At 70.2% G+C, this 10,675-nt stretch carries 10 protein-coding genes; 5 read left to right on the top strand and 5 right to left on the bottom strand.

The features are described from left to right. From E1294_RS37995 to E1294_RS37985, 3 genes are all read left to right on the top strand, one after another. Positions 1-611: multicopper oxidase domain-containing protein (locus tag E1294_RS37995; RefSeq protein ID WP_165977691.1), on the top strand; the 611-nt coding region annotated here is incomplete at its 5' end. Positions 612-731: 120 nt separating this feature from the next. Next, positions 732-2,138: an APC family permease gene (locus E1294_RS37990; protein ID WP_246083589.1), complete on the top strand. Its 1,407-nt coding sequence runs from the start codon at positions 732-734 to the stop codon at positions 2,136-2,138. Further along, positions 2,135-2,773 carry a GOLPH3/VPS74 family protein gene (locus tag E1294_RS37985; protein ID WP_132515814.1) on the top strand — a complete coding sequence of 213 codons (639 nt, stop codon included), beginning with the start codon at positions 2,135-2,137 and terminating at the stop codon, positions 2,771-2,773. The genes E1294_RS37990 and E1294_RS37985 overlap by 4 nt, the downstream gene beginning before the upstream one ends. Positions 2,774-3,083: 310 nt before the next feature. On the opposite strand, the gene E1294_RS37980 is transcribed toward E1294_RS37985, so the two are convergent. Together E1294_RS37980 and E1294_RS37975 are read right to left on the bottom strand one after the other, a co-directional pair. Next, the gene (locus E1294_RS37980) at positions 3,084-3,422 is read right to left on the bottom strand and encodes a hypothetical protein (protein WP_132515813.1); all 339 of its coding nucleotides are present in this window, start codon (positions 3,420-3,422) and stop codon (positions 3,084-3,086) included. A 17-nt stretch (positions 3,423-3,439) separates the two neighbouring features. Further along, positions 3,440-5,197 carry a hypothetical protein gene (locus E1294_RS37975; RefSeq protein ID WP_132515812.1) on the bottom strand — a complete coding sequence of 586 codons (1,758 nt, stop codon included), beginning with the start codon at positions 5,195-5,197 and terminating at the stop codon, positions 3,440-3,442. Between the two features lie 124 nt (positions 5,198-5,321). Between E1294_RS37975 and E1294_RS37970 the strand changes: the two genes are divergently transcribed. Both E1294_RS37970 and E1294_RS37965 read left to right on the top strand, forming a co-directional pair. Next, on the top strand, positions 5,322-6,176 hold the full coding sequence (locus E1294_RS37970; protein WP_132515811.1) for a hypothetical protein: 855 nt from the start codon (positions 5,322-5,324) through the stop codon (positions 6,174-6,176). A gap of 138 nt (positions 6,177-6,314) precedes the next feature. Further along, a complete protein-coding gene (locus E1294_RS37965; RefSeq protein ID WP_132515810.1) occupies positions 6,315-7,655 on the top strand; it encodes a glycoside hydrolase family 30 protein in 1,341 nt (446 codons plus the stop codon). Between the two features lie 22 nt (positions 7,656-7,677). On the opposite strand, the gene E1294_RS54190 is transcribed toward E1294_RS37965, so the two are convergent. The 3 genes from E1294_RS54190 to E1294_RS37955 form a co-directional block, all read right to left on the bottom strand. Further along, positions 7,678-9,150, bottom strand: a complete 1,473-nt coding sequence (locus E1294_RS54190) for an extracellular solute-binding protein (protein ID WP_246083588.1) — start codon at positions 9,148-9,150, stop codon at positions 7,678-7,680. After that, positions 9,147-9,437 (bottom strand): extracellular solute-binding protein, encoded by a 291-nt coding sequence (locus E1294_RS54925; protein ID WP_165977689.1) that lies wholly within the window; start codon positions 9,435-9,437, stop codon positions 9,147-9,149. Before E1294_RS54925 ends, E1294_RS54190 begins: the two co-directional genes overlap by 4 nt. Before the next feature lie 67 nt (positions 9,438-9,504). Then, positions 9,505-10,632 (bottom strand): ROK family transcriptional regulator, encoded by a 1,128-nt coding sequence (locus tag E1294_RS37955; protein ID WP_132515809.1) that lies wholly within the window; start codon positions 10,630-10,632, stop codon positions 9,505-9,507. Positions 10,633-10,675 lie beyond the last annotated feature (43 nt).

Genomic DNA, 10,675 nt, shown 5'->3' with positions numbered 1-10,675 from the left:
ATCCTGAGCGTCTCGCCCGGTTCGACGCGCAGCCGCCGCGGGTCAAGGTGCCGGAGCTCAAGCGACGGATGCTGAGATATCAGGACCTGGACGCCCGGCCCGCCGACCACCTCCCCATCCCGACCAGAGCCGTCGCCGTGACGCTCGGCATGCGCGAGTCGGGCAACGAGTGGACGCTCAACGACCGGCTCGCCAGCGACCCGCTGCGGCTGCGCGTCGAACCGGGCGAGACGCTCAGGATCGTCCTGGACAACCAGTCGCCCATGTGGCACCCGATGCACCTGCACGGCCACACCTTCCAACTGCGCGCCCGCAGACGGTACGGGCCGCGCAAGGACACCGTGAACATCAAGCCGCGCGAGCGCCTCCACATCGACGTGCACGCCGACAACCCCGGCGAGTGGATGTTCCACTGCCACAACCTGTACCACCAGGAGCAGGGCATGATGGGCGCCATCGGCTACGGCCAGGCCCCGCCGTTGCGCCCCGGCATGATCCACGGCGGACACTCCTCCGGCAAGAAGAGCCGCCACGACGGGCACTCTCCCAGTAAGAAGAGCCGCCACGACGGACATTCGCCTGGTAAGAAGAGCCGCCACGACGACGACTGAAGCGCGCCGGCACTGCCATGTGGCACTTCACCGTGATCACTCTTGCGACCCGGCACCGGGCTACGCGAGGATCGCCGGACTGGATCCCCCACCCTGCATGACGACACGGAGAGGCTTGTCGTGCGCGCTTCAGAGAACATCGAGCAGTTCGGATACCGGCAGGAGTTACGCCGCGGGGTCGGGTTGACCGACCTCGTGTCCTACGGCCTGGCCTTCATGGTGCCGATCGCCCCCTTCGCGATCTTCGGCCTGGTCTATTCCCGCTCCGGCGGCATGCCGGTGTTGGCGTACCTCGTCGGAATGATCGCGCTCCTCTTCACCGCCGCCTCGTACGCGCAGATGGTCAAGGCGTTCCCCCTCTCGGGCTCCGTCTACAACTACGCCGGGCGCGGCATCGCCCCGCCGGTCGGGTTCATGACCGGATGGATGGTCCTGCTCGACTACATCCTCGTTCCCTGCCTGCTCTATCTGGTGGCCTCGCTCGCCATGCACGGCCTCGTGCCGGACGTTCCCGTCTGGGCCTGGCTGATCGTCTTCGTGGCCGTGAACACCGGGATCAACCTGCGCGGCATCCGCATGACGATCCGGCTCACCCGCATGATGATCGGTTTCGAGCTGCTCGTCCTGGGGCTGTTCCTCCTGGTGGGCCTCTGGGCGCTGCTCCAGGGCAGGGGCCACGGGTTCAGCCTCTCACCGCTGTTCAACCTGGAGACCTTCTCCTGGCCGGTGATGTTCGCCGCGGTCTCCGTGGCGGTCCTGTCGTTCATCGGCTTCGACGGCATCAGCATGCTCGTCGAGGAGTCCACCGGCGGCTCGGCCCAGGTTGGCAGGGCGATGCGGGTGGCGCTGCTGCTCGCAGGTCTGCTCTTCGTCACCCAGGTCTGGGTCGCCTCCCTGCTGGTGCCCGACCCCGGCGGGCTGCTGGGCAAGGACAGCGGCACCGCGTTCTACGACGCCGCCGCCGTGGCGGGCGGGGAATGGCTCAGGCACGTCACCCTGACGGCCACCGCGCTCTCCTGGGGCGTGGCCAACACCATGGTCGCCCAGGTCGCGGTGTCGCGCCTGCTCTACGCGATGGCGCGCGACCGGCAACTCCCGTCGTTCCTCGCCAAGGTGTCGGTCAGGCACTCGGTGCCGGCCAACGCCATCGTCCTCGTCTCCCTGGTGTCCGTGGGCATCGGCCTGTGGATGTGCAGCCGCTCCGACGGCGTCGACCTCCTCACCAGCCTGATCAACATGGGCGCCATGGCCGCCTTCATCGTCCTGCACCTGTCGGTGATCGTGCACTACGCGCTGCGCCGCGGCTCCGACAAACTGTGGTCGCACCTCGTCGCGCCGCTGATCGGCATGGGCATCCTGGTCTTCGTGGTGATCAACGCCAACGTCCTCGCCCAGACGGTGGGCCTCGCCTGGCTGGGCGCCGGCGCCGTGGCACTGGCCGTCCTCTACGCCCTGGGCCGCCGGCCGGCCCTGGACGGCATGCCCTCCGAGGCTGGACGAAGGTCGGCGAGGACCTCCGCTCCATGAACTCGCTGCCCCTCCACCAGGACCTGTATCTCATCGCCCACGACCAGTCGGGCAGGCCCCGGGTCCATCCGTCGTCGATGTCACTCGGGCTGGCCGGCGCCGTGCTGCTCGACCTCGCGCTCGGCGGACGCATCGAAGTCGCCAAGGGCCAGGCCGCCGCCACCCGGCGCGCTCCCACCGGCGACGCGATCGCCGACGACCTGGTCTCCCTCCTTCTGCGTCACCACGCGGGCAGGGAGCTCAGGTATCTGCTCAAGAAGACGGCGGACGGCATCCACGACCGCACCCGGGAGGCGCTGCTCACCTCGGGCGTGCTGGTCCAGGTGAGCGGGCGCCGTCTGGGCGTGCTGCCGTACACACGGTACGAGCCCGCCGACATCGCCTCGGTCGTGCGGGCCTCCGCGGGGGCGCGATCGGCGGTCGAGGGCTGGAAACGGCCGGACGCGCGGTGCGCCGGGCTGTGCGGGCTGGTGGCCGTGCTGCGGCTGGAGCAGGAGCTCTATCTGGACCAGCCGAGCGCCCGGCTGGTCGGCCGCCTGCGCGAGATCGCCCGCGAGAGCTCCCCCGTGGTCGGCGAGGTGGTCGCGGTGGTCGACGCGCTCGTCGGTGAGGCCGCCGTCGCCGTCTACCGCTGAGCGGCCGTCCACCACCCCGCCACACCGCTGAACCACTGACACCGCCGAGCAGCCGTTCCACGGTGCCGCCGTCACCACTGAGTGGCCGACCATCGCTGACCAGCCTTCCACCACTGGCAGGCGCCCGGCCGCCCGATGAACGCGACGGACAAGCGCCCAGCCGCCCGACGAACGCGACGGACAAGCGCCCAGCCGCCCGATGAGCGGGACGGGAAACGACCGGGCGGCCATGGGTGGGCGGCCAGGGAGCGGCGGGTCGATGGGCGGGCGGCCAGGGAGCGGCCGGGCGGTCGATGGGCGGGTCAGGGCGTCAGGGGAAGAGGGCGCGGAGTTGCGAGACGACCTCGACGATCGGGGCCACCTCGGCGGCGCGGGCGGAGAGCCGGCTGAGCGCGTCGAGGATGCGCGAACGGTCGGGCTCGGTCTCCACCAGCTCCTGCCGGATGTCACCCGCGTCTCTGCGCGCCCGCGCGGGCTCGGCGAGGTCGGTCTCGTGCGCCGCGAGCAGGCGCTCCAGTCGCTCCAGGAGCGCCTCCGCGCCCGCCGGACCACCGCCCTTGACGACCACCGCGCGGGCGTGGGCACCCATCGCGATCGGCCCGCTGATCCGGCCGCCGCCGCTGACGTGCACGCCGTATTCGTCGCCCATGTGCCCCTCCTCGCTCGTCACGCGCCCGGCCGCGCGCCGTTGTGGACGGTCGCCGACGCTTGACGGCCGAAGGCGATGGGGCCGCTGACCGAGCCGCCCGCGCCCACGGACACGGTGTTCATGGTCACGCTGGCCGCCTGCAACCGGTAGGTCCCCGTGTCGACCTCGTGATCCTCCAGGTAGTCGAGGACGGCCTCGGTGAGCCGCTGCTCGATCATCCGGGTGTATTTCGCGACGTCGAGCACCTGGATGTGGGTCTGCAGGTCTTCGCTCGCCCCGAGCTCGCGGACGCTGAAACGGGCGCCGTACGGGTAGACGATGTGCTTGCGCGGGTCGGGCGCCATCAGGCTCTGGCGCACGGCCTGCACCGCGGTGCGGGCGACCCGCGCGGGGGCGGCCAGCACGTCGCGCAGCAGCCGCAGCTTGAACATCTTGACCGCCTCCCACGCGATCCGCACGCCGGTCATCGTCGGCAGCTGATCGACCACGTGGTAGGCGCCGAGGGCCGGCGGCAGCACGGTGACCACGAACTGGGTGTAGAGCATCCGTCCCTCGACCGCGAGGTAGATGAAGGCGGACGTCAGCGCCTCCTGGTCTTCCGCGGGGGCGACGAGGTTGCCGCTGGGGTCACGGATCTCCTGGCCGTCGTTGTTGATGGTGAGCCGCTGGTAGTAGCGCACGCCACCCTGGGGGTGGCGGATGATGGCCTCGATCTCCTCAGGCGTGACGTCGCATTTCGGCAGGCCGTGCTGGCCGATCATCGGGTGCGCCGTCCTGGCGCGGTCACCGTGCCAGTCGCTGACGGTGAAGATGCCCCTGGTCACCACGTGGTCGCCGATGTCGAGGCGCTGGATGCCCTCGTTGGGCCGCAGGACGCGGTCGCGCATGTCCTTGAGCCGCTCGCGGACGAACGTGTGCAGCTCCACCGGGTCGATGTCGACGGGGTCGTTGCGCCGCCTGCTCACGTGGTCGTGGCGGACGCGGTCGAGCTCGACGGCGATCGACCAGCTGCGCTCGATGGACCCGGCGCCCATGAACGCGTCCTCGTTGGCGTACATCGTCACGTTGCCCCACTGGGCCCTGCGGATGTAGTCGAGGCGGCGGGCCGTCTTGGGATGGGTGACCCCGGTGACCGGCTCGGGCGTGCCCGGCCTGAGCGTGCCGGCGAGCGTGAGGTAGATCGCCACGCGGTAGACCACGACGATGGTGAGCGTGGCGGCCGGGATGAACAGGATCTCGACCAGCGTGCTCCCGCCGCTGCCGCCAAGAGAGGACTCCGGCTCGTAGGAGCTGTCGTAGGACGACCCTGAGCCGGTCAGGTCGTCCAGCATCGGGGCCAGCCCGTACGCGAAGGGCCACAGGATGAGGAGGGCCCCCACGAGCAGGATCGTCGCCCGCACGCGCAGCGGCGCGCGGCGGACGCTGTCGACGGTGAGCAGGACGAAGGGGACGAGGACGAGCATCCACATGATCGTGGTGACCGGGGTGAGCAGCAGGCCGACGGCGAAGAGCAACGTGATCAGCACGTCGCGGACGGTGAGGATCGCGCGAGCGCGCCGGCAGTGGTGGAGCACCGGCATGAGGTCGAACCCGCCATAGGAGGGCGGGACCGCGCGATAGGGATCGAACAGCAACTCGTCGAGCACCCGGTCACGGAAACCGAGGTCGAGGTAGGCGGCGGCGCAGAGGTAGCGCGTGGCGTTGCTGACGGGCGGCGGGCCCGATGATGAGTCCGCGCCGCGCCGGGACCTCGCTGACGAGCTGTCGACGGCCATGTGTTCCGCCTTCCTTTTACGTTTCGGAACCGACCTCAGGGAAGCTTATTCACATAGTCTCGGTGTCAGCAAAGTGCGCGCAAAATGGCGCGGGAAAAATGCAGCATTTCGCCGGAATTGATGAATGATGCGGGAGGACGCGTTGACCCACGACCCCGGCTCCAGCCGTCTGTGCGGACGATGCGGGTCCGACGTCGGCGGCCTGCTCCAGTGCCCGCGCTGCCGGGCCCGGCTCTGCTCCCCCGGCACGGCCTCGCCGGCCGCGCACCGCTCCGGGCCTTCCCGTCCGCGGCGGCGCGCGCCGCTCTGGCGGCGGATGCCCCTGCTCACCGGCCTGGCCGCCGTTCTGGTGATCGCCGTGACCTGGTGGGCCGTCGCCGGCCGCGCCCCGGCGCCCGCCGAGTCCGCGGGCGCGGGAGAGGCCGGGGCGTCCGCGCCCGGGGGCGACGCGCCTCCATCGGCCTCCGGCGAGACCACACCCGCCTCGTCGCCGGGCGAGCCCACCCCGTCACCGGGCGCGACCTCGCCGGATGCATCAGCGGAGCAGCAGGCCGAGGCCGTCAGCGACCTGCTGTCCAGCAGCAGTTCCGCCCGTTCCAGCCTCTCCGACGCCATCGAGCGCGCGCGGAGGTGCGAGCGTCACGGACGCGACACCATCCAGGACATCACCGACCGCCGGCACGAGCAGCTCACCGACGCCCGCGCGCTCGATGTGACGGCGCTCGCGGGCGGCACGGAGCTCAAGGACGCCCTCGTCGACGCGCTCCGTGCCTCGTACGAAGCCGACGCCGCGTTCCTCGCCTGGGCGCGGCGGCAGAGCGGCGGGAATTGCACGGGATCCACCGCCGGCGACCGCGACTTCCGCCGCGGCATCGACAGATCCGGCGCCGCACAGGCGGCAAAAGTCCGCTTTTCCGAGATGTGGCGCTCAATAGCAAAGAAATATGATCTGACCCCCTGGAAGCCGGATCAAATCTGACACTCACCATGATTTATCGATATATCCAGAAAAACGCCCAACCAACCACCTATTGACGAGTCCCCCTCCGGGCGCTTACGGTCACGGCGAGCAACGAAACATATCGATCCACATCCGAAATTTTCGCGAAGGGGCGCCATGTTACGAGCAGTCGTCGCGGTCACCTTGCTCGGCCTCCCCGCCGTGCATCCGGCGCACCCGGCGCACCTTGCCGCTCCGCCCGCCCTCACCGTCAACGAGCGCGTCCGGCACCAGGAGATCGACGGCTTCGGCATCTCCCAGGCGTTCCGGCGCAACGAACTGCTCAAGGCGCTGCCGCGGACCCGGCAGCGGGAGATCCTCGACCTGTGGTTCCACCAGGGCAAGGGCGCCGGACTCAGCATCCTGCGGCTCGGCATCGGCTCCTCGCCCGCAGGCAGCCCGTACGACCACATGGTGTCCATCCAGCCCGAGGATCCGGGCGGCCCCGACGCCCCGCCCAAGTACGTCTGGGACGGCGACGACAACAGCCAGGTGTGGGTGGCCAAGGAGGCCAGGGCGTACGGCGTGCGGCGGTTCTTCGCCGACGCCTGGAGCGCGCCCGGCTACATGAAGGACAACGGCGACGACAAGAACGGCGGCGCGCTCAAGCCCGAGTGGCGCCGGGCTTATGCGAACTACCTGGTGGCCTACACGAAGTTCTACGCCAAGGAAGGCATCAGGATCACCGACCTGGGCTTCACGAACGAACCCGACTACACGGCCACGTACGCCTCCATGCGCTTCACCCCCGAGCAGGCCGCCGAGTTCGTCAAGGTGCTCGGGCCGGTCGCCAAGGGCGTGAAGGTGGCCTGCTGCGACTCGTTCGGCTGGACGGAGGCCAAGGCGTACACCGCCGCGATCGAGGCCGACCCCGAGGCCCGCCGCTGGGTGAAGACCCACACCGGCCACACCTACGCCAGCCCCGTGGACGGCCCGCTGCCGACGGGCAGGAAGACGTGGATGTCGGAGTGGAATTCCAGCGGCGACACCTGGAACGAGAACTGGGACGACGGCAGCGGCTACGACGGCTTCGCCATCGCCGAGGCCGTGCACGACGCCCTCACCCTGGGCGGCGTCAGCGCCTACGTCTACTGGCTGGGCGGCTCGCGCGGGGCGACGCGGGCGCTGCTGCAGATCGACGATGCGGCGGGGACGTACCACGTGTCGAAGCGGCTGTGGGCGCTGGCCGCGTACAGCAGGTTCATCAGGCCCGGCGCGGTGCGGCTGGAGGCGTCGGCGGCCGATCAGGCGGTGAAGGTCTCGGCGTTCCGCAACCGCGACGGCTCCCGCGTCGTGGTGGCGCTCAACACGGGAACCGCCCCCGTCACGTGGAAGGGCGTGCGCGGCAGGGCGACCGCCTACCTCACCGACGGCGCCCACTCGCTCGCGCCGTCGCCGGTGCGCGGCCGTACGGTGACGCTGCCGCCGAGGACGCTCACCACGATCGTCATGCAGTAGCTGAGGAGCGCCCGGGCCCTCCTCAGCCCTTGGTGCCCGTGTGCGCGATGCCCTGGACGAACTGCCTCTGCAGGAACACGAAGACGGCGATCACAGGGAGCGAGGCGATCAGCGAGCCGGCCATGAGGACGGGGTAGTCGGTCTGGTACTGGCCCTGGAGCGCGGCTAGCCCGGCCGACAACGTCATCTTGTCGGGGTCGGTGTTGACCACCAGCGGCCAGAACAGGTCGTTCCACGCCCAGAGCAGGGTGAGGATGGCCAGCGCGACCAGCCCCGGCCTGGCCAGCGGCAACATGACCGACCAGTAGATCCGGACCGGGCCCGCGCCGTCGAGCCTGGCCGCCTCCTCCAGCTCGCGCGGCAGCCCGAGGAAGAACTGCCGCAGCAGGAACACCCCGAACGCGCTGAACAGCCCCGGCACGATGATCGCCTGGAGGCTGTTGAGCCAGCCGAGCGACGACATGATCTGGTACTGCGGGATCACGAACAGCTGCGGCGGGACCATGAGCACCGACAGGAACACGCCGAACAACACGTTCCTGCCCGGGAAGCGGAGCCGGGCGAAGGCGTAGGCGGCCATCGAGCAGAACAGCACCTGACCGGTCCACGCCTTGGTGAGGTGGGCGAGCTCCGCCTCCTGCCAGGCGGCGGTGTTCTTGGAGACCGGGTACGGCACCGCGTACGCGACGGCGTCGAGGAAGACCTGCAGCTTCAGCTCGGGATGCGCGGCCACCCAGTCGCTCTGGGTGCCGTTGTAGGCCGGGATCGGGCCCTTCTTGCCGAGCAGGTCGGCGGCCGGCTTGGAGCCGAGGAACTTGACGAACTCCCACGCCTCGGCGGGGTGCTCGGTCTTGGCCGACATGACATTGGCGACGCCGTGGATGATCGTGGCCTGCTTCTCGCCCTTCGGCAGCGGGGCGACGTCGACCTTGTCCTTGGTGTAGTCGTTGGCGGTGAACTCGGCGACGTCCCACGACCCGCCCCAGTACATCGCCAGCTTGCCGGCCTCGAAGAGCTGGAGCGGGGCGGTGTCGGTCATGGTCTTGAGGTCGGGTGACTGCTTGGCGGCGATGAGGTCGGTCCAGAACCTCAGCCCTTCGATCGTCTTGGGGTCGTCGTAGCCGGACTTCTTGCCGTCCGGGGAGATGACGTGGCCGCCGGCCTGGTAGATGGTGTTGTACTGGTATTCCTGGAAGCTGGTGAGCTGCGCGCCGACGGCGTAGACGCCCTTGGCGGGGTCGGTGAGCTCGGCGGCGGCCTCCTTGAAGTCGGCCCAGGTCCAGTCGTCGGCCGGATGTTTCACCTTCGCCGCGCCGAAGAGCGTCTTGTTGTACCAGACGCCGACCGTGTCCATGTCCTTCGGCAGGCCGTACAGCTTGCCCTCGTAAGTGTAGAGGTCGACGAGCTGCTTGGGGTAGACCGACGTGTCGACCTGCTCCTCGATCGGCTTCATGACGCCGTTGGAGGCGTAGAGCTGGAAGTTGGGGCCGTTCATCCAGAAGACGTCGGGCGCCGAGCCGCGCTGACCGCGGCCTTGAGCTTCGTCCAGTAGTCGGCCCACGGGGTGAGCTGGACGTTGATGGCGGTGTTCGGGTGGGTCCTGGTGAACTCCGCGGCCAGCTCCTGCATCACGGCCTGCTGGGTGGCGTCCCAGACGCCGTAGGACAGCGTCACCTTGTCGTCCTGCGCGCCCGTGCTGGCCTGGTCACCGCCCCCGCACGCGGAGGCGAGCAGCGCCGCGCAGAGGAGCGCGGCACCGCCTCGTGCCGACTTCCACATCATCCCGGTCCTCTCCTAGAACGTGGTAGTAATGATGGAGTCCAGTGAAATTTCTTTAAGAGTCAGCGTGTTACAGATGGCTCACGAGCGGGGTGCGGCCGTCGAGCACACGCTCCTCGACGTCGTCGAGCGCCAGGCGTACGGCGCCGAGGACCACGCCCTCGCCGCCGAGCGCCGACATGCGCACCTCGGGCGTGCGGATGCACCAGCGGTCGAGCTCGCGCCTGAGCGGCTCGATGAGCACGTCGGCCGAGCGCGAGAAGCCCCCGCCGATCACGACCATCTGCGGGTCGAGCGCCAGCACCAGCGCGGAGGCGCCGAGCGCAAGGTCCTTGACGTAGCGGCGGACGGCCGCGGCGGCGGCCTTGTCGCCGGCCCGCGCGGCGGCGAACACGTCGCCCGCCTCACCGCTGGCGGCGCTCAGATGCTCCTGGGCGCGGATCCAGCCGAGCACCGGCAGCGCGCCGATCTCGCCCGAGGCGTTGGCGAACCCCCTGTGCAGCTTCCCGTCGATGACCAGGCCAGCGCCGGTGCGGAGCCCGGCCAGCAGGAACACCATGTCCTTGGCGTAGCGGGCCACGCCGCGCCAGCACTCGGCCAGCGCGGCGAGCTTGCTGTCGTTCTCCACCAGCACGGGGCCGGGGGCCATCCGGCGCACGTGCGCGGCCAGGTCGACGCCGGTCCACTCGGGCAGCGCCTCCGAGAGCATCACCCGGCCCGCGCCGTCGACCAGGCCGGTCGTGCCGACGCCCGAGGCCCACACGTCGCCGCCGGACAGGCCCGCCCCTTCCAGGCACTCCGCCGCGGCCCGGTCGACCGCCTCCAGCCGCTCGACCCGGCCCATCTCGGGCGTGACGGGCACGCGGGCGCTGTGCAGCACGGCGCCGTCCAGGTCGGCGACGACCGCGCGGATCTTGTGGCCGCCGATGTCGATGCCGAGCACCCGCCCCGCCTCGGCCCGGAAGCGGTAGCGCCTGGCCGGGCGGCCCACGCCGCCCGCGGTGGCGCCCGCCTCGGCGACCCAGCCCTTGTGCAGCAGTTCGCGCACCACGTCCTCGGTGGACGCGCGGGACAGGCCCGTGCGCTTGGCGACCTCGGTGAGCGTGAGCGACGGCCCGCCCTGCAGCGCCTTGATCACGGCGAGCGCGTTGAGCTGCCTGAGCCGCGACAGGTCACCACCGCTCAGTTCGCCGGCCATCGGCCCCCCTTGCTGTCCGCTTTCCCAGACCGAATAATGATGC

It is taken from the genome of Nonomuraea diastatica (genome assembly GCF_004349015.1).
Classification (GTDB): Bacteria; Actinomycetota; Actinomycetes; order Streptosporangiales; family Streptosporangiaceae; genus Nonomuraea; species Nonomuraea diastatica.
Note: the sequence above shows the minus strand (reverse complement) of the source record. Positions and strands in the feature narration are given on the sequence as shown.

Excerpts from the sequence above, each read along its gene's own strand:
- E1294_RS37970 (WP_132515811.1), top strand. The coding sequence starts at position 5,322 with ATGATGCGGGAGGACGCGTTGACCCACGACCCCGGCTCCAGCCGTCTG.
- E1294_RS37955 (WP_132515809.1), bottom strand. The coding sequence starts at position 10,632 with ATGGCCGGCGAACTGAGCGGTGGTGACCTGTCGCGGCTCAGGCAGCTC.
- E1294_RS54190 (WP_246083588.1), bottom strand. The coding sequence starts at position 9,150 with ATGAACGGCCCCAACTTCCAGCTCTACGCCTCCAACGGCGTCATGAAG.
- E1294_RS37985 (WP_132515814.1), top strand. The coding sequence starts at position 2,135 with ATGAACTCGCTGCCCCTCCACCAGGACCTGTATCTCATCGCCCACGAC.
- E1294_RS37965 (WP_132515810.1), top strand. The coding sequence starts at position 6,315 with ATGTTACGAGCAGTCGTCGCGGTCACCTTGCTCGGCCTCCCCGCCGTG.
- E1294_RS37975 (WP_132515812.1), bottom strand. The coding sequence starts at position 5,197 with ATGGCCGTCGACAGCTCGTCAGCGAGGTCCCGGCGCGGCGCGGACTCA.
- E1294_RS37980 (WP_132515813.1), bottom strand. The coding sequence starts at position 3,422 with ATGGGCGACGAATACGGCGTGCACGTCAGCGGCGGCGGCCGGATCAGC.
- E1294_RS54925 (WP_165977689.1), bottom strand. The coding sequence starts at position 9,437 with ATGATGTGGAAGTCGGCACGAGGCGGTGCCGCGCTCCTCTGCGCGGCG.